At 60.7% G+C, this 21,831-nt stretch carries 24 protein-coding genes; 13 read left to right on the top strand and 11 right to left on the bottom strand.

What is annotated here, in order from left to right:
* The first annotated feature begins 207 nt into the window (after positions 1-207).
* On the top strand, positions 208-492 hold the full coding sequence (locus ABVN20_RS01965) for a BrnT family toxin (RefSeq protein WP_368553660.1): 285 nt from the start codon (positions 208-210) through the stop codon (positions 490-492).
* Positions 493-495: 3 nt separating this feature from the next.
* Positions 496-804 carry a BrnA antitoxin family protein gene (locus ABVN20_RS01960; protein WP_368553658.1) on the top strand — a complete coding sequence of 103 codons (309 nt, stop codon included), beginning with the start codon at positions 496-498 and terminating at the stop codon, positions 802-804.
* Between the two features lie 24 nt (positions 805-828).
* On the opposite strand, the gene ABVN20_RS01955 is transcribed toward ABVN20_RS01960, so the two are convergent.
* Both ABVN20_RS01955 and ABVN20_RS01950 read right to left on the bottom strand, forming a co-directional pair.
* Positions 829-1,656 (bottom strand): arylamine N-acetyltransferase, encoded by an 828-nt coding sequence (locus ABVN20_RS01955; RefSeq protein WP_368553656.1) that lies wholly within the window; start codon positions 1,654-1,656, stop codon positions 829-831.
* A gap of 81 nt (positions 1,657-1,737) precedes the next feature.
* Positions 1,738-2,532, bottom strand: coding sequence for an exodeoxyribonuclease III (locus ABVN20_RS01950; RefSeq protein WP_368553654.1), 795 nt, complete (start codon positions 2,530-2,532; stop codon positions 1,738-1,740).
* A gap of 128 nt (positions 2,533-2,660) precedes the next feature.
* Here ABVN20_RS01950 and ABVN20_RS01945 point away from each other — a divergent pair, with 128 nt between their 5' ends.
* Both ABVN20_RS01945 and ABVN20_RS01940 read left to right on the top strand, forming a co-directional pair.
* Positions 2,661-3,245: a GNAT family N-acetyltransferase gene (locus ABVN20_RS01945; RefSeq protein WP_368553652.1), complete on the top strand. Its 585-nt coding sequence runs from the start codon at positions 2,661-2,663 to the stop codon at positions 3,243-3,245.
* A gap of 89 nt (positions 3,246-3,334) precedes the next feature.
* The gene (locus ABVN20_RS01940) at positions 3,335-3,652 is read left to right on the top strand and encodes a hypothetical protein (protein WP_368553651.1); all 318 of its coding nucleotides are present in this window, start codon (positions 3,335-3,337) and stop codon (positions 3,650-3,652) included.
* A gap of 48 nt (positions 3,653-3,700) precedes the next feature.
* On the opposite strand, the gene ABVN20_RS01935 is transcribed toward ABVN20_RS01940, so the two are convergent.
* Positions 3,701-5,278 carry a sensor domain-containing diguanylate cyclase gene (locus ABVN20_RS01935; RefSeq protein WP_368553649.1) on the bottom strand — a complete coding sequence of 526 codons (1,578 nt, stop codon included), beginning with the start codon at positions 5,276-5,278 and terminating at the stop codon, positions 3,701-3,703.
* A 131-nt stretch (positions 5,279-5,409) separates the two neighbouring features.
* The gene (locus ABVN20_RS01930; protein WP_368553648.1) at positions 5,410-7,137 is read right to left on the bottom strand and encodes a murein L,D-transpeptidase; all 1,728 of its coding nucleotides are present in this window, start codon (positions 7,135-7,137) and stop codon (positions 5,410-5,412) included.
* Positions 7,138-7,218: 81 nt separating this feature from the next.
* Between ABVN20_RS01930 and ABVN20_RS01925 the strand changes: the two genes are divergently transcribed.
* Complete coding sequence (locus tag ABVN20_RS01925; protein WP_368553647.1) at positions 7,219-7,923, top strand: murein L,D-transpeptidase catalytic domain family protein; 705 nt, start codon at positions 7,219-7,221, stop codon at positions 7,921-7,923.
* A gap of 29 nt (positions 7,924-7,952) precedes the next feature.
* Here the strand turns inward: ABVN20_RS01925 and ABVN20_RS01920 are convergent, their stop codons facing one another.
* A complete protein-coding gene (locus tag ABVN20_RS01920; RefSeq protein ID WP_368553645.1) occupies positions 7,953-10,013 on the bottom strand; it encodes a TonB-dependent receptor in 2,061 nt (686 codons plus the stop codon).
* A gap of 284 nt (positions 10,014-10,297) precedes the next feature.
* On the opposite strand from ABVN20_RS01920, the gene ABVN20_RS01915 reads away from it, so the two are divergent.
* Positions 10,298-11,083, top strand: a complete 786-nt coding sequence (locus ABVN20_RS01915; protein WP_368553643.1) for a transporter substrate-binding domain-containing protein — start codon at positions 10,298-10,300, stop codon at positions 11,081-11,083.
* A gap of 18 nt (positions 11,084-11,101) precedes the next feature.
* On the opposite strand, the gene ABVN20_RS01910 is transcribed toward ABVN20_RS01915, so the two are convergent.
* Positions 11,102-11,302 carry a hypothetical protein gene (locus ABVN20_RS01910; RefSeq protein WP_368553641.1) on the bottom strand — a complete coding sequence of 67 codons (201 nt, stop codon included), beginning with the start codon at positions 11,300-11,302 and terminating at the stop codon, positions 11,102-11,104.
* Between the two features lie 211 nt (positions 11,303-11,513).
* On the opposite strand from ABVN20_RS01910, the gene dusA reads away from it, so the two are divergent.
* Both dusA and tal read left to right on the top strand, forming a co-directional pair.
* A complete protein-coding gene (gene dusA, locus ABVN20_RS01905; protein WP_368553640.1) occupies positions 11,514-12,500 on the top strand; it encodes a tRNA dihydrouridine(20/20a) synthase DusA in 987 nt (328 codons plus the stop codon).
* 193 nt (positions 12,501-12,693) lie between these two features.
* The gene (gene tal, locus ABVN20_RS01900) at positions 12,694-13,620 is read left to right on the top strand and encodes a transaldolase (RefSeq protein ID WP_368553638.1); all 927 of its coding nucleotides are present in this window, start codon (positions 12,694-12,696) and stop codon (positions 13,618-13,620) included.
* Positions 13,621-13,815: 195 nt separating this feature from the next.
* Here the strand turns inward: tal and rssC are convergent, their stop codons facing one another.
* Together rssC and rssB are read right to left on the bottom strand one after the other, a co-directional pair.
* The gene (gene rssC / locus ABVN20_RS01895) at positions 13,816-14,298 is read right to left on the bottom strand and encodes an anti-sigma factor antagonist RssC (RefSeq protein ID WP_192301801.1); all 483 of its coding nucleotides are present in this window, start codon (positions 14,296-14,298) and stop codon (positions 13,816-13,818) included.
* Positions 14,295-15,479, bottom strand: coding sequence for a two-component system response regulator RssB (rssB, locus tag ABVN20_RS01890; RefSeq protein WP_368553636.1), 1,185 nt, complete (start codon positions 15,477-15,479; stop codon positions 14,295-14,297). Before rssB ends, rssC begins: the two co-directional genes overlap by 4 nt.
* A 275-nt stretch (positions 15,480-15,754) precedes the next feature.
* On the opposite strand from rssB, the gene ABVN20_RS01885 reads away from it, so the two are divergent.
* A complete protein-coding gene (locus ABVN20_RS01885) occupies positions 15,755-16,054 on the top strand; it encodes a PilZ domain-containing protein (protein WP_368553634.1) in 300 nt (99 codons plus the stop codon).
* Between the two features lie 61 nt (positions 16,055-16,115).
* Here ABVN20_RS01885 and ABVN20_RS01880 read toward each other — a convergent pair whose 3' ends face one another.
* Positions 16,116-16,805 (bottom strand): VacJ family lipoprotein, encoded by a 690-nt coding sequence (locus tag ABVN20_RS01880; protein ID WP_368553632.1) that lies wholly within the window; start codon positions 16,803-16,805, stop codon positions 16,116-16,118.
* A 200-nt stretch (positions 16,806-17,005) separates the two neighbouring features.
* Here ABVN20_RS01880 and ABVN20_RS01875 point away from each other — a divergent pair, with 200 nt between their 5' ends.
* Positions 17,006-17,626, top strand: a complete 621-nt coding sequence (locus ABVN20_RS01875; protein WP_368553630.1) for an HAD family phosphatase — start codon at positions 17,006-17,008, stop codon at positions 17,624-17,626.
* A gap of 109 nt (positions 17,627-17,735) precedes the next feature.
* Positions 17,736-17,999, top strand: coding sequence for a DUF4404 family protein (locus tag ABVN20_RS01870; protein ID WP_368553628.1), 264 nt, complete (start codon positions 17,736-17,738; stop codon positions 17,997-17,999).
* Positions 18,000-18,136: 137 nt separating this feature from the next.
* Here the strand turns inward: ABVN20_RS01870 and queF are convergent, their stop codons facing one another.
* Positions 18,137-18,967, bottom strand: coding sequence for an NADPH-dependent 7-cyano-7-deazaguanine reductase QueF (gene queF / locus ABVN20_RS01865; protein WP_368553626.1), 831 nt, complete (start codon positions 18,965-18,967; stop codon positions 18,137-18,139).
* A 61-nt stretch (positions 18,968-19,028) separates the two neighbouring features.
* Entirely contained in the window at positions 19,029-19,559 is a 531-nt protein-coding gene (locus tag ABVN20_RS01860; RefSeq protein WP_368553624.1) for a plastocyanin/azurin family copper-binding protein, read from the bottom strand.
* Between the two features lie 155 nt (positions 19,560-19,714).
* Between ABVN20_RS01860 and ABVN20_RS01855 the strand changes: the two genes are divergently transcribed.
* Positions 19,715-20,395 carry a heavy metal response regulator transcription factor gene (locus ABVN20_RS01855; RefSeq protein ID WP_368553622.1) on the top strand — a complete coding sequence of 227 codons (681 nt, stop codon included), beginning with the start codon at positions 19,715-19,717 and terminating at the stop codon, positions 20,393-20,395.
* Entirely contained in the window at positions 20,395-21,744 is a 1,350-nt protein-coding gene (locus ABVN20_RS01850) for a heavy metal sensor histidine kinase (protein WP_368553620.1), read from the top strand. The genes ABVN20_RS01855 and ABVN20_RS01850 overlap by 1 nt, the downstream gene beginning before the upstream one ends.
* The last annotated feature ends 87 nt before the right edge of the window (positions 21,745-21,831 follow it).

Genomic DNA, 21,831 nt, shown 5'->3' with positions numbered 1-21,831 from the left:
CGGAACAAATGTCCATAGAGTTGTATACAACTTGTCAGTCACTTTATGGACAGGCGTTCATCCCTGCCGCGCCCCATACCCTCGCCAACCCCAATAAACCTTGAAATACATCCCGGCGAGCCCGCTGGTTTCTCCCGCTAATCTTTTTCTACCTGCGGCGACAGTCGGTAGCGTTGCCCTGTTCTCAATACATATAAAGTATGCATAATGAAGTCATTCGAAATTCAGTTCGACAAAAGCAAGAACGCAGCAAACAAATTGAAGCATCACGGCGTCAGCCTCGCGGAAACCGAAGCCGTGTTCCATGACGAACGAGCACTGACATTTCAGGATGACCATCACGATGAACAGCGCTGGGTCACCTTGGGGCTGGATGCCAAGGGGCGTTTGCTGGTGGTGGCCTACACCTATCGCGACCCGAATTTCGTTCGAATCATTTCAGCGCGCTCCGCCACGAAAAAAGAGCGTCGCCAATACCTGGAAGAGGCTTGAGCAATGAAAGATGAATACGACTTCAGCAACGCCCGTCGCGGGGCGGTTGCCCCCGCCAAGGGCAAGACACGCATCACCATCATGCTGGACGACGCCGTCATCGAGGCGGCCCGTGTGCTGGCGGAAAGCGAGGGTTATGGCTATCAGACGGTGATCAACAACACCCTGCGCCATGCCTTGCTCAGCGGCAAAGGCAAATCGGCCCACCTGAAAAAGGGTGTCACCGCCGCTGACCTCAAGGCGCTGGAGAAAAAATTGCTGGATGCGGTCAGCGAGATCCAGCAGATGATGGAGCCTGAGGCTCGCCCCTGAGCGGCTCGGACAACCGTCTATGCCCTATGCAGGCGCGATCAACCGCCCAAGCGTCTGCTTCAACCGTTCACTGTCGGGTGCCTGAATATCGAACTCGCTTTGCAGCAGTGCGATCAGTTCCTCGACATCGGCGACCTCGCGTCGCACGCTTTCATGGCCGACCCGGTGAATCGCGAAACTGCCGTTGTTCAAGGTCCGCCGCCAGCCATCACCGGTGCGCGCCACCATCAGGCGCAGGGCAAAAGGTGAATCCGGATGGGTCGAGACGTACCAGTTGCCGACTTTGTAGTCGATGTCTTCCTGGCGTTGCAGATCAAAGATGTACATCGGCCGCCATTCATTCTCGACTTTGGCGCGCAACGTGTAGCCGTCCACATGTTGCTCGATGCGATAGGGCTCGTGCGGTGTGGACTGTTCGGCGCTCGTGTCGAGCAGCAGCGGCCCGGTAGGCACCATGCCACCAAAGCCGACATCCGTGATGTAGCGCACGCCGTGCAGGGTGACCAGGCTCAAGCGGTGTGTCCGCGCGGTCCATGCACCTTCGGGCTGCCCCATCACCACGCGACCGGAGATCCCCTGAGCGTCGAAACCCAACTCCTGCAGCAGGGCCAGAAAGAGATGGTTGAGCTCGTAGCAGTAGCCGCCACGGCGGTGGTGCAAGACCTTTTGCTCGATGGAAGCCAGATCAATGAGCACCGGATCGCCAGACAATGTGGTGAGGTTTTCAAACGCAAAGGCGCCGGTGTGGCGCCATTGCAACCGGCGCAGGGTTTCCAGGGTGGGCGGCGGCGCCTCGTCGAAACCCAGGCGCTGCAAGTACAACGCGAGATTACTCAGGCGCGGCTGACTCATTGCTCGTTCCTTATGCCAGTACTGCATGCCAGTGCTGCATGCCAAATGCTGCGATCTTGCACCGATTGTACCCATCGCAGATCAACGGCGCTTGCGCGAGCCCAATTGAATCCACGTCGGGGCATGGTCGCTGGCATGTGGCTCATTGCGCACCCAGGCATCGACACCAGCGTCGAGCAGATACGGACTCAGCGTCGGGTTGAGCAACAGATGGTCGATGCGCAGGCCGGAGTTTTTCTGCCAGTGTTGACGGAAATAATCCCAGAACGTGTAGAGCCGATCCTCGGGATACAGATGACGCAGGGAGTCAGTCCAGCCCTGGTCCAGCAACCGTTGATAACACTCGCGGCTTTGCGGTTGCAGCAGCGCATCCTTGAGCCAGGACTTCGGGTTGTAGATATCCAGGTCGGTCGGCACTACGTTGTAGTCACCGGCCAGCACCACCGGGTGCTCACTGTCGTGCAGGTCCCTGGCATAGGCGATCAGCCGCTCGAACCAGGCCAGCTTGTAATCGAACTTCGGTCCCGGCTGCGGATTGCCGTTGGGCAGGTACAGACAGCCCACCAGCACGCCATGCACCGCCGCTTCCAGATAGCGACTCTGGGTATCGCTGTCATCGCCCGGCAGTCCGCGACGGCTCTCCAGCGGCTGCGCATCCCGCGCCAGTATCGCGACACCGTTCCATGAAGACTGGCCCTGCCAGATCGCGCCGTAACCGGCCGCCTCGAGCTCTGCCGCCGGAAACGCGCTGTCCACCGACTTGAGTTCCTGCAAGCAGGCGATGTCCGGCTTCTCCCGCGCCAGCCACGCCAGCAGGTTGGGCAGCCGGGCGCGCAGGCCGTTGACGTTGAACGTTGCGATTCGCAATTTCTTCATCGGTCAGCTCCGGGCAGGGATGTTCTGCGTATGACATTCACACCGTCAGCGGGTTGCGTCCGCGAGCGCAAGTACGGCGTAATAAGCCCTCCCCGCTTTTCACCTCACCCGCCGAGCATACACACTGGATGGACACTCTCCTTCAAGGCAACAGAATCAGCCTGCGCCCACTGCAATACAGTGACGCCGAGGCACTGGTCCGCGCCGCCGCCGATGGCGAACTGTGGAACCTGACCGTCACCGTCGTACCCTCCCCGACCACCGTCGACGGTTACTTGAAAAAAGCGCTCGACGGCCGCGATGCCGGCACGGTCCTGCCCTTTGTCATTGTGCTGAACGACACCGCAGAAGTGATCGGCTCGACGCGCTTCTGGAAGATCGACCCACTCAATCGCAAGCTCGAAATCGGCAGCAGCTGGATCTCGGCCCGCTGGCAGAAAACCTTCGTCAACACCGAAGCCAAGTACCTGATGTTGCGCCATGCCTTCGAGGTGCTGAACTGCGTGCGGGTGCAATTCACCACCGATGAGAACAACCAGAAATCCCGCAGCGCCATCCTCCGGCTCGGGGCCCAGCAGGAAGGTATCGTACGCCACGAGCGCATCATGCCCGACGGCCGCAAACGCAACTCCGTGCGGTTCAGCATCATTGATGATGAATGGCCCCAGGTGCGTCAGCACCTCGAGCACAAACTCGGCGAGAGTGCCCGCTGACCTGACGACCGCTCGTCATCCAGTCGGCACCAAGCCATCCGCGCACCCCACCAACATCAGGTATTGACTCAGCTTTGGAGACGCATCTGATGAACAGCAAATTCGCTTCATTATTGCTGGCGAGCCTGCTGGCGACCTCCGGGGCGGCATTTGCCGCTTCGGGTGACGGCGCCGATGCCAGCGGCACCAAGTCCGGATCGACGGGCGGCTCGACCATGGCCCCCAACAACAATCCCGGCGAACCTTCCGGCGGTAACAACGGCGGCGGGAACGGCGGCTCGGGCAGTTCGGGCGGCAGTTCCGGGGGCACGAGTGGCGCCGGGGGTTCCAGTGGCTCCGGCGCGGGAGGCGGCACCGGATCGTCGGGCGGAGGCACCGGTGGTGCCGGCGGCGGAACTGGCGGCTGAAGCCAGCGCAACGACCCGTGAAAGACCTTCACGGGTCGCCCGCTGCACTCAGCGGTCGTAGCGCATCAGTTCTCCGACGCCTTCCATGGACAACACTGCCGAACGGTTGCGTCCGGAATGTTTGGCTTGGTACAGGGCCGCGTCGGCGCGCTCGATGAACACTTCGGTGCTGTCCAGCCGCGTGGGCACGAAGGCGTGACAGCCCAGGCTGACGGTCACGAAGCCACTGGGCGCGTCGCTATGGTTGATGTTGCGGGCCATGACGCTGCGGCGAATCTGCTCGGCGACCACCAGCGTGCCATGGATGTCCGTGTCCGGCAGCAACACGGCGAATTCCTCGCCACCATAACGAACCGCCAGATCGACTGGCCGGTGACAGCAACTCTTCACCGCATTCGCCACTTCCGCCAGGCAATGGTCACCCGCGACATGGCCGTAGGCGTCGTTGTACCGTTTGAAGTAGTCGATATCGAGCATGATCAGGCCCAGCGATCTCGACTGCCGGACGTCTCGGCTGAATTCGATCGCCAGCGCCTGCTCGAACAATCGACGATTGGCCAGGCCGGTGAGACTGTCATGGGTGGCGATCAGCTTCAGCGCTTCCTTGGCGTTGCGTAAATCCCGCTCGACCCGCTCACCGACACGCACCTGGCGAACGAATACCCAGCCAAACAGCCCCACGCCCAGCACGACCAGGGCGACGATCAGGCTCGATTGCAATGCCGTGTCGTACCAACCCTTGAGAATCGAATCCCTGGACGAGGCCGCCGTGACCACCAGCGGATAAGCGTCGAGTTGCCGAAAGCCATGCAGGCGCACGGAGCCATCGAGCACCGAGGTGATCATCGCGGTGCCCGACATGGCGCCAGCCAGGTACTTGCTGAATATCTCGCCCTTGGCCAGCGACAGCCCGATCTGGGCCTCCACGAACGGCCGCCGTGCCAGCAGTGTTCCGTCGGTCAGCGCCAAGGCAATCGAGCCCTCTTCATCAATGCTGAAACTCTTAAAGAACTGATCGAAGTAGGCCATCTTGATTCCGGCCAGCAGCACACCCTGGAAATTGCCCTGCTTGTCGTTCACCCGCTTGGACACCGGAATGATCCATTCACCATTGGTACGACTGCGGATGGGCGGGCCAATGTGCGCCACCGAGGACACGTTCTGCTGGTGAAAAAGGAAATACTCGCGATCGGCAACGCCGGGCCCCCGCGGCAGATCCTCGAACGACGTCACGACCCACTGGCCGTTGCGGTCGAACAGGAAGATACCGTGCAATTGACTCAACGCCTGCACACGCCGGGCGAACATCTTCTGCAACTGGGGATTTTGTGCCAGGCCGAAACCGTCCATCTGCAGCCAGTCCGCCAGGCTGGTCAGCACCAGGTCGGCCTTCATGAAAGTGTCTTCGGCCTGTTGCGCCACGGCGCGGGTCAGGTTCGCCGACGCCACTTCGGCAACGGCCAGATCATGCCGACGCGATTGCTCGAGTTGCAGGTACAGCAAGCCACACAGGCACACGCACACCACGGCAATGAACAGCACCGCAGCCTTGCGCAAGGGCAGCCGTTTCAAGGCAGTGCCATTGGCGTGCCGCGGGTCGTCGGGGGAGATAGGCAAAAAGCTCATCCTGCAAGGGCAAGGCATGGGCGAAGGCCCGAAACCCTAAAAACGGCGAGCTTAGTCTACGCGCCGATGCGCGGCAATTGTCCTTTCGACGGGCGTAGCATCGCGCGTCGAAAAGCCCCCGCGCCCATCGACTACTGCCCCGCCACCGCCGCGTGCAAATTCAACACGGGGACCGGCGAGGGTCGATTCAACGCGCGCAGCACGGGCGCGTCGTAGCCATACACATCCGGCTTGAACGACACCCGTCCGTCGCCACCCAGATCGACTGTCCAGTAGGCCAGGAGCACCGGCACCTTCACCGGCAGCCGAATGTTCTCGGTCCTGCCGTTGGCCAATTGTTTCTGAATCCCGGCGCTGTCCCATTTCACCGGATCGTTGAACAGCAGCTCCACCAGTTGCAATGGGTTTTCCACGCGGATACAGCCGGAACTGGTGGCACGCACGGTCCTGGCAAACAACTCGCGATGCGGCGTGTCATGAAGGTAGATCGCATAGTCGTTGGGGAAGCGGATCACCACCTGCCCCAACGAGCTGTCTTTACCGGCGTCCTGGCGCAGGCTGAGCCCACGGGGGTTACTCCAGTCGACGGTGGACGGGTCCACCTCGTTGCCCTCGCGATCAATCACCCGCATCCGGTTGGCGGCCAGGTAGCCGGGATTGCTCTGGATCTTGGGCAGCACGTCTTCCTTGAGGATGGTCGGTGGCACGGTCCAGGTCGGGTTGAAGGTGATGTAGGAAATCTGTGCCTGGAAAATCGGCGTATTGCGCGCCGCCTTGCCGACCTGTACCCGGGATCGCCAGATCGGCTGGCCATCGCGGTACATCGCCACTTTATAGCCGGCAATATCGACGATCACGAACGTGCCCTGAAGCTTGTACAACAGCCAGCGCGCCCGCTCCATATTCACCCGCACCTGGTCGATACGCGCCTCGACGGGCACGTTCAACGCCGCCAGGGTATTGGCCCCGGCCATGCCATCCGCCCCGAGGTATTGCTCGTCCTGGTACTTTTTCACTGCGGCGGTGACGGCGCCGTCGTAGCGGGTACCGTGAATCAGATGCGGATCGAGAAAACCGGCGGCGACCATTCGTGCGCGCAATTGCGCGACCGCCGGTTCGTCCATGCCTGGCTTGAGCGAATGATCCACCACCACTTTCGGCCAGCCGCCACGGTCACGAACATCGCGCAACTGCGCCAGCGCCTGGCGCAATCCGCCATACACCGCTTCCTGCGGCGGTGCCAGGGCAAACGCCTTGGCGACGTCGTGACTGTCGAGGGCGGCGAAGAAAGGACTGAGGTCGTCACGCGGATCCACGCCATCGACATCGAAGTTCCAGTGAATGTCGAGACGCGAAGGGTCGACCTTGCCTCGCCGCAACTGCAGCAGCGCCGTGATGAAGGTGTGGGTGGTCGCCAGGTCGAACGCCGCCAGTTGCTCTGGCGTGGCCGGCGCGACTTGCAGATTGGCGCGCGAACGCACCAGCTCATCAATGTGAAAGTCCGCCGGGTTCAGGCCATCGGTGTCGGTAGCGTTGAGGCTGGCGATCAATTGGTCGATGTCGCTGTCCTGGGTCCAGGCAGCGCGATAGGCACGGTGAGTATAAAAATCCATGACCAGGCGGGTGACGTCCACCCGACGATGACGTGACGCGGTCAGCAATGGCGGAAAGGCAGTTTTCAAGGGTTCCAGGGAAGCCTGGATGGCCTGGGCGACGTTGTCGTCAGGCGCCGCCGTAAAAATGGAGTTTGCCGCCGTTACCGGCTCAATCGGCGAAGTTTCTCCGAGCGCGGTGCCGCTGATCAGAAAGACCATAAAAAATACACGGCTTATGACGAATAACCTTGTTAAAAGCACCATGGATAATCCTTAATCTCCCGCATTCAACGCCTGGCCTGCACCGCACTGCTAGACTCGAACTTAACATGATGAGACATCTATATGGCGCTACTACGTTTTGGCAATCTGCTGCCGGGCCTGCTGCTGACTGCAATGTTCATACCGTCAGCCTACGCCGATTCACTGGCGGCCGCCCTCATCAAAGCGGCTCCGCAAGCTGACGCCAATGTCATAAATCTCGCCGTTCGTGCCTCGCAATGCAGCATCGCTCAAGGCGCTGCTCCTGTCCAAAGACTTGCCGTCATCGACTATTCCCTGCCTTCGACCCAACAGCGTCTGTGGGTGTTCGATCTGAAAAAGCGCAAGCTGCTATTCCATGAGCTGGTCGCCCACGGTCGCAACAGCGGCGAGAACATGGCGGTCAACTTCTCCAACCAGAACGAAAGCTTTGCTACCAGCCTCGGCTTGTATCGCACGCAACAAAGCTATGTGGGCCAGAACGGCTACTCACTGCGCATGGAAGGTCTGGAACCGGGTTTCAACGACAACGCGTTCGACCGGGCCATCGTGATTCACGGCGCGCCATACGTCAGCCCCGTGCTGGCACGGGCGAACGGGCGGATTGGCAGAAGCCTGGGTTGCCCGGCTGTACGCCCGGCGATTGCCCACAAGCTGATTGATTCGATGAAGGGCGGGCAGTTGCTGTTTTCCTACTACCCGGACCCGCGTTGGCTGAAGACGTCGTCCTACATCAATTGCGGAAGCGGGACGATGGCGGCGGCGGAGAAATCAACGAGCAAACGTTGAGCCCTCCACCGCAGCCATGACTGGCGAGCTTACATGTCGTAACGCAGCACCAGGCCCACCGTGCGTGGGGCACCGACATCAATGATGTCGCCACTGCGGTTGTTGGTCACGTATTCCTTGTCGAAGGCATTCTTCACGTAGCCGGAGACGGCGATGTTTTTGGTGATCTTGTACTCGGTGTTGAAGTTGACCAGCCAGTAGTTGTCGCTGCGACGCTCGCCCGTCACCTGACCTGCATCGTCGAACTCATACTCCGACGGCGCGGTACTCTGGTAGATGAGGTCAGTGTTGAGGGTCAGGCGATCGTTCCAGCGATAGGTGCCGCCCAGCGACATTTTGTACTTGGGCGAATAGAGGAAGTCCTCGCCGCTCATGTCCCGACCGTCACCCGTGACGAAGTCCTTGTACTTGCCATCCGTCACGGAAGCCCCGGCAGTCAGGGTCAACTGTTCGCTGAAGTCTTTTTCGACGAAGACTTCCAAGCCCTTGATGTCGCTGCTACCGGCGTTGAATACGTGCAGGAATTCGGTGTCCGGGTCCAGCGCACTGACCTGCTGGTCTTTCCAGTCGGTGTAGTAGACGTTGGCGCGGGTGCGCAGGGTCTTGTCGAAGAACGAGCCGCGGTAGGACAGCTCATAGTTCGTGGTGTATTCCGGATCGTAATCCTCGTGACCGCCACCAGCGCGGACGTTGACGCCGCCACCGCGATAGCCTTTCTGCACCATGAAGCCGACGTACTGGTCGGTGGCCAGCTCATAGTCGACGCCCAATTTCGGCAGCACCGCATCAAACGATTTCTTGACCTTGCCCGGACTTGAGAAGTCGTCCTGCTCAATATCGGTGTCGTTGGTCTCGTGGTCGTAGCGCAGACCGGTAATCAGCGTCCAGCGCGGGGCGAAGTTCCAGTCGACTTCACCGAACACAGCCTTGTTTTCAATCGTCGTATCGCCCTTGGCGGTGCCGAACAGCTCACCGTCGAACACCAGGCGATCGTGGAAGTTGTTGGTGTTGTGGCCGTAGTAGGCGCCAACGAAACTCTTCACCGTGTCGCCGTTGTAGTTCAGGCGCAATTCCTGGCTGAACAGATCACCGTACTGCTTGCGCAGCACCACCTGGTTGTCCACTGCCCCCTGGTCGAAATCGAGACGAGCGTCGTAATCCGAATCAGTGTTGGCCGTAAGGCTGGTGATAGACCAATTGTCATCCAGGCGATAGTCGACCTTGGCGCTGACCGTGTCCTGCTTGAGCTTGTCGTAGGCCTTGGTGTTGGACGTCATCTTGTAATAGCGGATCCGGTCGTTCTCGCGCATGACCGAGTTGTCGCCCTTGCGGCTTTCGCCGTGGGAGTACGTCAGCAACACATCGAGATCGTCGTTGGGCAGGATCAGCAACTTGCCACGGGCATTGGCGGTGCGGGTCGGGTTGGCGTCATCGCCGGTGAAGACGTTGTCGATATAGCCATCGCCTTCCTGGTAGTCCACGGCAATACGGCCGGCGATCTTGTCATCGACGATCGCACCACCGCCCGCCACTGCGCCGCCCCGCTCGCTGTAGTTGCCGACGTTGGTTTGCGCGGAAAAGCTCGGTTCGAAGGTAGGATTCTTGGTCTGGATCACCACCGCACCGGCCAGGGAGTTACGCCCCTGGGTGGTCGATTGCGGGCCGAGGAACACCTCCACCTGCTCGACGTCCCACAGCGGCATCGGGCTGAGGGTCAGTGCACGGTTGGGCTGTACCGCGCCGTCGACAAATACCGAGACCGCGCCGTTGAGGGTGGCCGGGCCCTGGTCATCGAAACCCGACACCGGCACACCGCGAATGCCCCAGTTTTCGTTGCCGGACTGGTTATAGACGCCTGGCGTGCGGGCGAAGACGTCGATCAGGTTGTGATCTTCCTTCTCGCGCAATTGCTGGTCGGTGACCACCACCACGCTCGATTGGGTTTGCTCGAGGGTGCGGTTGATTTTTTCCCCGGTCACCGTGATCGGTGCAATCTCCAGGGCATTCGATGGTTCCGCCGCCCACACGCTGTTGGACAGGTAAACGGCCGACCCCACAGCCAACGCGATTGTATTCTTTTTGAAATTCACGCCCCGCTCCCCCGCGACAGATGTTTTATGTTTTTTCTTACATCAAGAGCGCCGTAACCCTACGGCCCGCGGGAGTCTAAACGAAAGCAATGCTTTAACAAATACTATTGATAAGGCTTCTCATTTATATTTCATGACGCTTTTGTATCAGGCCCCATACAGTTTTTTGGTCAGGACTCTTGAACCGCTCTACCACAGGCAAGGTGGCGGCCACATGGAACATCACCGGCATATTTGCGGCAGAATATGCCCACACCAACATCCATCACGGAAGCCGGATAACAATGAAAACAACAAAACGCGTGCCAGTACTCGCCACCCTGCTTGCCCTATCAATGGGAGCCCAGGCCGAGCCCTCCCACCTGGACAGCGTCATCGAGCAAGGACAACTGCGCGTCTGCACCACGGGCGACTACAAGCCCTACACCTTCAAGGGCGAGAACGGCGAATATTCCGGCATCGACATCAGCATGGCCCAGTCACTGGCCGACAGCCTGGGCGTCAAGCCGCAATGGGTGCAGACCACCTGGAAAACCCTGATGCCCGACCTGGTCGCCGGCAAATGCGACATCGCCATGGGCGGCATCTCGGTGACACTCGAACGCCAGAAAAAAGCATTCTTCAGCACCACCCTCGACATCGACGGCAAAATCCCGCTGGTGCGCTGCGAAGACCAGGCGCGTTACCAGACCATCGAGCAAATCAACCAGCCCGCGGTACGCCTGGTCGAACCGGCGGGCGGCACCAACGAAGCCTTCGTCCACGCCTTCCTGCCCAAGGCGCAACTGGCCCTGCACGACAACGTCACCATCTTCCAGCAACTGCTGGATAAAAAGGCCGACGTGATGATCACCGACGCCTCGGAAGCGCTGTACCAACAGAAACTCAAACCCGGCCTGTGCGCGGTGAACCCGACGCAATTCATGCAGTACGGAGAGAAGGCCTACCTGCTGCCGCGGGATGACATGACGTGGAAGTTGTATGTGGATCAGTGGCTGCACCTGGCCAAGGTCACGGGCAATTACCAGAAGGTGCTGGGGCAGTGGATTGCGGTGCCTGAGGCCAAATAGGCGCGCCCTGCCCCTCGATTAGTCGTCGTGCAGCAGCCCGGAACTGTACTCACTGAAGCTGCTGCCAATCGCGCTCCCGCCAAACCTCAACTGGTTGGCGGAATGGCCGTCGAGCGACTGGCAGTCCTGTGCGAAACACGTGCTGGTGCTGACGCCCGAGCAGGCACTGAGCAGCACAGCGCCGCTGATGATCAGGACTTTGAGGAGGCTGGAGCTCATTTTGCAGATTCCCCTGGGCGGGCAGCATGGGACGGCGACGTTGTTATCGTAGGCCTGCTGCTTGCTGGTCAGGGTGAAATCTGCCGGTGCGACAGCTCCGGTTCAGGTGCCAAGGTTTTCGGGGCTGAAAAACAGTCCGCCGGCACACCCAACACCACCTCTTCATCCCTGATAAACTGCGGCCCTTCGCCTCGCTGATTCAGATTTCCCAATGTCCCAAAACACTGCTTCGCTTTCTCGCCGTTTTTCCGTGGCGCCCATGATGGACTGGACGGACAGACACTGCCGCTTCTTCCTACGCCTACTCTCGAAAAACGCCCTGCTCTACACCGAAATGGTCACCACCGGTGCCCTGCTCAACGGTGATCACGAGCGGTTCCTGCGCCACGACGAAGCCGAGCATCCGCTGGCCCTGCAATTGGGCGGCAGTGTGCCGCTGGATCTGGCGGCCTGTGCGCGCATGGCGCAGGAGCATGGGTACGACGAGGTGAACCTGAACGTTGGCTGCCCCAGTGACCGGGTGCAGAACAATATGATCGGCGCGGTGTTGATGGGGCATCCGCAGTTGGTGGCCGATTGTGTGAAGGCGATGCGTGATGCGGTGTCGATTCCGGTGACGGTCAAGCACCGGATCGGCATCAATGGGCGCGACAGTTACGAGCAGTTGTGTGATTTCGTCGGTACGGTCCATGAGGCTGGGTGCACCAGTTTTACCGTGCATGCGCGGATTGCCATCCTGGAAGGGCTTTCGCCGAAGGAAAACCGTGAGATCCCGCCCCTGCGCTACGACGTGGCGGCGCGGTTGAAGGCGGATTTTCCGCAACTGGAGATCATTCTCAACGGCGGGATCAAGACGCTCGAAGCCTGTCATGAGCACTTGCAGACCTTTGACGGCGTGATGCTCGGCCGTGAGGCCTATCACAATCCGTATGTGATGGCCGAGGTGGACCAGCAGCTGTTTGGCAGCACGGCACCAATCATCAGCCGGGCCGAGGCGTTGGCGCAGTTGCGGCCCTACATCGCGGCGCATCTGGATGCCGGCGGTTCGATGCACCACATCACCCGCCATGTGCTGGGCCTGGGCACCGGTTTCCCGGGGGCGCGCAAGTTCCGGCAATTGCTGTCGGTGGATATCCACAAGACCAAGGAGCCGCTGGCCCTGCTGGATCAGGCGGCGCAGTTGCTGGAAGGACGGTAAGCGCTAGCGCGCTGGCCGTCGCCTGCGTTGAACCTGTGAGCGGTTTTGTCATCGTATTTATCGACACTGCGCCCCGCCATTCAAACAGCCGTTTTCAGGTTGTTGCCGCCGGGGCCTTCGATACGTACATGTGCCCTTGAGTGGCTGTCAGCGCTCGGGTAATGTCATTGGACCCATAGGACAGAGCACGCTCATGACTTCCAAGCTGGAACAACTCAAACAAATGACCACGGTGGTTGCCGATACCGGCGACTTCGATGCCATCGCTCGCGTTAAACCGGTGGACGCTACCACCAACCCTTCCCTGCTGCTCAAGGCGGCGGCCATCCCTGGTTATGCCGAGTTGCTGAACGCCAGCGTCAACGACTGCAAGGGCGATGTGGGCCTGGCCAGCGACCGTTTTGGCGTTGCGGTCGGCCAGGAGATCCTGAAGGTGATTCCGGGCCGTATTTCCACCGAAGTGGATGCGCGCCTGTCGTTCGACACGGACGCCATGCTCAAGCGTGCGCACCGTCTGATCGAGCTGTACGACAAGGCCGGCATTGGCCGCGATCGCGTGCTGATCAAGATCGCCTCGACCTGGGAAGGTATCCGCGCCGCCGAGATCCTGGAAAAGGAAGGCATCCAGACCAACCTGACCCTGCTCTTCTCGTTCGCCCAGGCGGCTGCCTGCGCCGACGCCGGCGTGTTCCTGATTTCGCCGTTCGTGGGCCGGATCTACGACTGGTACAAGAAAGCCAACGGTAACGACTATACCGGCGCGGATGATCCGGGCGTGCAGTCGGTGACGCGCATCTACAACTACTACAAGGCCAATGACTACAAGACCGTGGTCATGGGCGCCAGCTTCCGCAACCTGAGCCAGATCGAACAGTTGGCCGGCTGCGACCGCCTGACCATTAGCCCGGACCTGATCGACAAGCTGGCGGCGGACACCGGCAAGCTGGAGCGTAAATTGGCGCCAGGCAACGCCGGTGAGGCGCGCCTGAGCCTCAATGAAGCGCAGTTCCGCTGGTTGTCCAACGAAGATGCGATGGCGACCGAGAAACTGGCCGAGGGTATTCGTCAGTTTGCCCGGGACCAGGAGAAGCTCGAGGCGCTGTTGCAGGCCAAGCTGTGAGCTGACTGGCAGGAATGAAAAAGGGCGAACCCTGGTGGGTTCGCCCTTTTTTGTGGCCGTTGGCTTATGAGGTGGTCCGGCTGACGCCCCCCCTGTAGGAGCGAGCTTGCTCGCGATGGTCGTCAACGATTACGCGGGCCATTTGGATCCCCACGAGGGTTGGGGCCCATCGCGGGCAAGCCCGCTCCTACAAGATCAGTGCCGCTCCAGCGCATTCACCAGGTCATGGAAGGCTTCACGATTGGAATCGTTGAGCCCCATGAGGATCTTGTGGGCTTCGAGCACCTTGATCCGCACCACTTCCTCGGACTGGTCCTGGTCAGGCAGGTCGTCCAGGCATTCCGGGCACGGCACGGGCTTGTCGACGATGTTGAACACCTGCTCGAACCCCATGGACTGCAACAGCCGGGTGATGTCTTCGTGGGTGGTGACGACGGTCGGCAGCAGGCCGACCTTCTGCCGCGACAGGATCGACAGCTTGGCCAGAAGGCCCAGGGTGGTGCTGTCGATGCTACGGGTTTCAGTCAGGTCGATCACGATCGCGTTGAAGTTCAACGCCGTGAAGATCCGCTCAATAGTCGCATCCAGCGCCGAACACAGGGTCAGGCGCACTTCACCGACAAACTTCAGAACGAAGGTGCCGTCCTGCTCGGCGAACTGGATTCTACCGGTACTCATTGAAGATTCCTGCTCAACACCAACAGGGCGATATCATCCGGCATCTCCCCTAGCGTGGCCAATCCAAAAACCTGCCGCAGCCCATCCAGGGTGCCGCCCGCTGCCTTGACCCGCTGGGGCAAGGCCGCTTCTTTCTCTTTGAGTGTAGGCTCCGGCAAAAGGTCCAGAATGCCATCAGACATCAGCGTCAGGCTGAATGTCGATGGCAGTTCCAGCACGTGGTCCTCGTAGGTGGCCTCGTTGAAGAGGCCTACCGGCAGGCCACGCCCTTCCAGATAACGGACACTGTCTGGCGTGAACAACACAGGCAACGGCAAATGACCGCCGATGCTATAGGTCAACAAACCTGTCTCCTCGTCGATGACTCCACCGACCATTGTGACGTGTTTACCCAGCTTACAACTGATCAGGCCCCGGTTGATATGACCCAGGACCTCGGAAGGCTTGAATTCAGGCAACGTGCCGTTGCGCTTGGACTCGAACAGCAGGCGCGTGGTCATGAACTTCAACAGCACGGTGACAAAGGCCGAGGAAGCGCCATGCCCGGAGACGTCCGCCAGATAGAACGCGACGCGACGCTCATCGACCCGGAAGTAGTCGACGAAATCACCCGACAGGTACAGCGACGGGATGATCTGGTGGGCGAACTTGAATTCGTCGGTGGTCCACGGACTCACCGGCAACATGTTCATCTGCACCTGGCGACCGGCGTTCTGGTCTTCCTGGAGCAGGTTCAGGCTGGCTTCGAGCTCGCGGTTGGCCTTTTCCAGCTTCTCGCGGTAGCGCTGGTTTTCCAGCAGCAGACGCGCACGATCCAGGGCCCGGCGCACGGAGTGCTCGAGCACGGCCAGATCTTCGAGAGGCTTGATCAGGTAATCCGCCGCGCCCAGGCGCAACGCCTCGACCGCGTCGTTCATCACGCCGGCGCCGGAAACCACGATGACCGGGGTTTGTGGCGACCGCTCGGTGACCTGGCGGATGAGTTCGAGTCCGCCCATCTGCGGCATGCGCAGATCGCAGATGACCAAGTCGGGCTTGTCTTGCTCGAATACCTGAAGTCCCTGCTGGCCATTGCTGGCCTGCAAGACGCTGAAACCACTGTCTTCCAAATAGGCCGCGAGACTCGCGCGCACTACTTCGTCATCATCGATTATCAGCAGCGTGGCACTGGTTTTTGGCATGTGGGCAAACGGCGCCAGAATTAGGTTGGCGTAGCAGGCTGGGGAATTTCCCCGCTCACACTACTGGATTCGCTTTCTAGCCTCTCTGGCGCACCGCTTTCGGGCATTGACCCGATCTGCTGGCACACCAGAGGTGCCCTTCTAAGGCGCAGACGGTACTCCCATCCGCGGGGCGTTTCAAGCTCACGCCGATGGTCGCTTGACGACTTTACTTGTCAAATCACCGGGAGTTATAAGAACAGATAAAACCGTAACCCAATGGAAGGACGAAGGCCATGAGTCGAACCGATCGGGACTACAGCGAAAAGCGCGATTTCATCCGCATGCGGGTTGATGCCGATATCACCCTGATTCATCAGGGCGACGAGGTCGCCGCCGTCTGCGTCGACCTTTCCAGCAGTGGCATGCAGGTCGAGGCGCCCCGCTCATTTGCGGTTGGCGACCGCCTCAGCGTACGGATCGAGTCCGATCACACCGCCCTCAAGGGCCTGGAAGCCGACACCGAAGTGGTGTGGGTGAAGGAACAGGACGGCGACGGCCAGAAACTCGGCCTTACAATCTTGAAGATGAGATAGGCGCGTTCCAACAACAAAAAAGGCGACTCGTGGGCCGCCTTTTTCGTTTTATCGACAGGGATCAGAAGTCGTCTTCGACCTGACCGTCCTTCACTTTGAATTCGCGGTTCTGCAGGTAGGCATTGCGAATGAAGGTGTACTTGTCGCCGCTGATCAGCTTCTCGCTGGACAGCAGGCTGGCGCGGGTGTCGACGATGTTCAGGGCGAAAATCGAGTTACGCACCGGCACATCGTTGATGTAACGGTAAGGGCCGGTGTAGCTGTCGACGAACCTGGCCGGCGCATCGCGCAGGGTGCTCGGCCCCAGCAGCGGCAACATGACGTAAGGACCGCTGCCCACACCCCAGTAGCCCAGGGTCTGGCCGAAATCTTCATCGCTGCGGTTCAGGCCCATCTTGGTGCCCACATCGAAGAAGCCCAGCAGGCCGAAGGTGGTGTTGAAGATCAGACGCGCCGTGTCGACGCCGGCCGCGGCCGGCTTGGCTTGCAGGATGTTGTTGGCAAGGTTGGTGACATCACCGACGTTGCGATACATGTTGTGAATGCCATCTTCCAGGAACTGCGGGGTCACGGCCTGGTAGCCCTGGGCAAGCGGCTTGAGCCCGTAGGTGTCGACGAAGTCGTTGAACTGGAAGATCGGACGGTTGACGCTTTCCCAAGGGTCGTCTTCCGTGGCTGCCTGGGCAACGAACGGAACCAGCAGCACGCTGGCGCACAAAGATAGCTGAGCGAGATGATTGCTCCAGCGCATAAAAAACTCCTTGGGTTTGTACGGGTGCGGGCCTCTTGGCCCAGGTATCAAGCTGGCAAGTATAAGACGGAAACGTGCATTTATGCAGCCTCGTGCGTGATGACCTACGGAGGATTCGCCATGACTGCAGGCCATTCACATCAATGTCACTCAACTGTCATTGATAACGCATAGTCTTGCGCTATTTCAGGGACGTTGACATGCCGCACGCCGAAGCCTTGCCTCTCGCCGCACCGAACCTGACTGCCGTGTTGTTCGGTCTCAGCGGCTGCCTGGTGGATTTCGGCGCCCTCACGCGCCCCCACGGCACCCATCGCGCCGAACACGCCCAAGTGACACCCGGCGCGCTGGACAGCTTGCTCAGCCTGCAACGCCAGCAGATTCCCTGCGCCTGGCTCGACGAACTTCCCCCTGCCCTCACCCACGCCCTGGCCGCCGACCTGCCGGCGTGGATCAAGCCCTCGCAACACCCAGCAACAATCAATCCATGGCCGTCGCCGAATGCCTGCTGGCAAGCATTGATGGCGCTGAACGTTGAGCGCCTGGATGGCTGCGTGCTGGTCAGTGGCGAACCCCGGCTATTGCAATCGGGCCTCAATGCCGGCCTGTGGACGATTGGCCTGGCCTCCTGCGGCTCGCTCTGCGGGCTGGCGCCCAGCGAATGGCAAGCCCTGAGCCAGAAGGAACGCGAACACCTGCGCGGCAAGGCGACGGTGCAGCTTTTCAGCCTGGGTGTGCATTCGGTGATCGATCACCTGGGCGAACTGGAGACTTGCCTGGCAGACATCAGCCTGCGTCGTGGCAAAGGCGAAAAGCCCTGATCGGGATCATGCAGGTTGCGCGCGAGTGGATTAATCTAAAGGTCAGCCATAGACCTTTGGCGTGCCGCTACGGTCTATGCCAGTGCCAATCGACAAAAGGAAGAACGCCATGCCCGCCCGCGAACTGCAAGAACAGCTCAATGCCCTGCGCGAGCAACTGGAACAGAATCCTCCACTGTCCGAAGCCGAGCGCGACAACCTGCGCGAACTGATGCAGCAGATCGAATACCAGCTTGAACTGGAAACCAAGACCCAGGACGCCAGCCTGGCGGACGGCGTCAACCTCGCGGTCGAACGCTTCGAACTCGAACACCCGACGATTGCCGGTACCTTGCGCAATATTGCCCAGGCGCTGGGCAATATGGGGATCTGATCACCCCAATTCACTGAATCCAATGAAACCTGATGTGGGAGCGAGCCTGCTCGCGATGGGGTGTCAGTCGACACCTCTGTTACTGAAAAAACATCGCGAGCAGGCTCGCTCCCACAGGATCTCCACAGAATCCAGTTTTACTGGCGAACCAACCGATGGTTCGGCAATTGAACGCTTTCAGTACTGCGATACGGATTGATATCCAACCCACCCCGCCGCACATAACGCGCATACACGGTCAACTTCTCCGGCTTCAGCAAGCGCTGCAGGTCGAGAAAGATCCGCTCCACGCACTGTTCATGGAAATCCGAGTGCTGGCGGAAGCTGACGATGTATTCCAGCAGGCTCGCGTGATCCAGCGCCGCGCCCCGGTACTCGACCACTACGCTGCCCCAGTCGGGCTGGCTGGTCACCGGGCAATTGGATTTGAGCAGGTGACTGTGCACGCTCTCCTCGACAATGCGCGAATCATCGCAGCGCAGCAGTTCAGGGCGCGGATGCTCATAGTTGCTGACGCTGATGTCCAGTTCGTCGATGCACACGCCAGGCAACGCCACGACGCCTTCGGTCTCGACCTCGCGCAAGCTGCGAACCCGCACGCCCACCGGTTTGCCTGCGGCTGCCGAGAGGTCCTTGACCAGCGTCGCTTCCAGGCTGGCGGTGTCTTCGAACGGCGTCTGGTTCAAGGAGTTGAGGTACAACTTGAACGACTTCGATTCGATGATGTTCGGCGAGTCCGCAGGGATGCTGAATTCACCGATGGCCACCACCGGCTTGCCGGACGGCAGCAGCCACGACAGCTCGAAGCAGTTCCAGAAGTCCACGCCCTTGTACGGCAGGGTCTCGGCCGTCAGGCCCAGCTCGGCCCATTTCGCGGTGCGCGGGATCGGGAACAGCAAGGACGGCGTGTACGTGGCGATGTATTCGCTGGATTTGCCCAGCGGCGAGTGTTCGGCTGCGGGATGCATGGCGGAAACCTGACTGAATAATCAGCGGATTCTATCAGCCTTTGCTCCCGCCTTAGAGTGCTTACTGACTGACAGTCAACTTGCCGACCATGCCCGCCTGGTAGTGGCCGGGAATATTGCAGGCAAACTCGAGGCTGGTGGCCTTGCTGAAGGTCCAGGTCAATTCGGCGGTTTTCCCCGGCTCCACCAGCACGCTGTTCGGATCATCGTGCTTCATGGCCTGGCCGTGGGACGCGTGATCCATGCCCGCCATAGCGCCGTGGTCCATTTCTTTCACGCCCGTAGGCGTCAGCATGCCGCTCTGCTGCATCTTGAGCATTTCCTGTTGATGGCTGGCATGCATCGCCGCATCGCCCAGGTTGAATTCATGCAGCAATTGCCCCTTATTCACCAGCACAAAGCGAACGGTCTCACCGGCCTTGATCTCGATGGCCTTGGGCGTGAACGACATGTCGCCCATCACCACTTCCACACTGCGGCTCGCCTTGGCGGCCGGGGCCGGCTGACCGAAGTCGTAGCTGTGACCCGGCGCAGCCCACAGCGGCGAACTCAATGCCAACAGGCCGGCGGCCAGCAGATTACGTAAAAACATGGTCGTACTCCAACAAGATGAGGTTCAGCGTGCGCAAAACCTTAAACTGTCTACGCTGCCCGCAAGCTGACGAACAGATTACAACTTTGTCAGGTTGGCCCGTGCAGACACTGCCCACGGTATAAAGCCTTCGTTCCCTCTGCCCCGAGTTGTCCATGAAACTGCTGATCGTCGAAGACCAAGCGAAAACCGGTCATTACCTGCGCCAGGGCCTGGCCGAAGCCGGGTTCAACACCGAGCTGGTGGCCGACGGCAGCACCGGCCAGCAGATGGCGCTGAGCGGTGACTACGCGTTGTTGATTCTCGACGTGATGCTGCCCGGCCGCGATGGCTGGCAGATCCTCCAGGCCGTGCGCGGCGCGGGCCTCGACACGCCGGTGCTTTTTCTCACAGCACGAGACGCCGTGGAAGACCGGGTCCACGGCCTCGAACTGGGCGCCGACGACTACCTGGTCAAGCCCTTTGCCTTCTCCGAGCTGCTGGCCCGTGTGCGCAGCCTGCTGCGTCGCGGCAGCGCCCAGCCCCAGGAAACCAGCCTGCAACTGGCCGACTTGCGCCTGGATCTGATCCGCCGCCGCGTCGAACGCAACGGCCAGCGTATCGACCTGACCGCCAAGGAGTTCTCGCTGCTGGAAATGCTCCTGCGCCGCCAGGGCGAAGTGCTGCCCAAATCGTTGATTGCCTCGCAGGTCTGGGACATGAATTTCGACAGCGACACCAATGTCATCGAGGTGGCGATCCGCCGCCTGCGCCTGAAGATCGACGACGAGTTCCCGAACAAACTGATTCACACCGTGCGCGGCATGGGTTACGTGCTTGAAGAGCGTCCGGCCTGATGCGCCGACTGTCCTTGAGCGGCCGCCTGGCGCTGCTGTTCGCCGCCTGCACCGCCGCCGTGTCGCTGGTGGCCGGGGTGTTGTTCAGTCGCGCCAGCGAGGCGCATTTCGTCGAACTGGACCAACAGTTGTTGGACGGCAAGCTGATCGGACTGCGTCGGGCGCTGCATGACCTGCAGTCGAGTGACAGCGAAGTGCGCCTGGCCGATGAGTTGAGCCGGCAGGCCGATCTGTCCCTGCGCATCACCGGCAGCGACGGCCAACGCTGGTATGACAGCTCGACCCGCCTGCCGGAAAAACTCCCGCAAACCGCGGGGCTTTCGACCATCAGTGACAACGGCACCGATTACCGGGTGTTGAATGCACCGCTGTTTGTCGACCAGCCGGGCTCGCCGCGCCTGACCCTGCTGCTGGACATCACCCACCACCAGCACTTCCTGCAACGCATGCAGCGCCTGATCTGGCTGACCGTCGGCCTGTCCGCCCTGGCCACCGCACTGCTTGGTGCCTGGGCGGCCCGCAGCGGCCTGCGCCCGTTACGCCGCATGAGCGCCATCGCCCGTAGCGTCTCGGCGCAATCGCTCAACGCTCGTTTGCCCGCCGACGAAATGCCGCCGGAACTGGCGCAAATGGCCCACCAGTTCAACGCCATGCTCGAACGCCTCGACGACGCCTTCCAGCGGCTCTCGGCGTTTTCCGCCGACATCGCCCATGAACTGCGCACGCCGCTGTCGAACCTGCTGACCCACACCCAGGTCACCCTCACCCGTCCGCGCCCGATCGAGGATTACCGCGAAGCGCTGCACAGCAACCTCGAGGAACTGCAATGGATGGCGCAACTGGTCAACGACATGCTGTACCTGGCCAAGGCGGACCATGGCCTGCTGATGCCCAAACGCGAACCGCTCGAGCTGGCCGAAGAAATGGAGGTATTGCTGGAGTTCTTCGCGCCGCTGGCCGAGGACGCCCGGGTGCGCATCAGCCGTGAGGGTAGCGCGCGCATCGACGGCGACCGCAGCATGCTGCGCCGGGCGCTGTCCAACCTGCTGGACAACGCGCTGCGCTTCACCCCGCCGGAGGGTGAGGTTCGGTTGCGGCTTGTCGACCAGGGCAAAGGCGTGAGCCTGAGCGTCGAGAACAGCGGCCCCGGCATCGACCCGGCGCTACTGCCGCGCCTGTTCGACCGGTTCTACCGGGCCGATCCGGCGCGCCAGGAAGGCAGCAGCGAGCATGCGGGGTTGGGGTTGGCGATTACCGAGTCGATCGTTCGGGCCCATGGGGGGCGGATTCGTTGCGAATCAGCGGATGGGTGGACGCGGTTTGTGATTGAGTTGCCGAAGAGGGATTGAGGCCAGCAGGTCTGACCCCATCGCGAGCAGGCTCGCTCCCACAAAGGTGGTGTTTCAACTCAAACCACTGTGGGAGCGAGCCTGCTC

Source organism: Pseudomonas sp. MYb118 (assembly GCF_040947875.1).
In the GTDB taxonomy this organism is placed as follows: Bacteria; Pseudomonadota; Gammaproteobacteria; order Pseudomonadales; family Pseudomonadaceae; genus Aquipseudomonas.
This window is presented reverse-complemented; position numbering and strand designations above follow the sequence as displayed.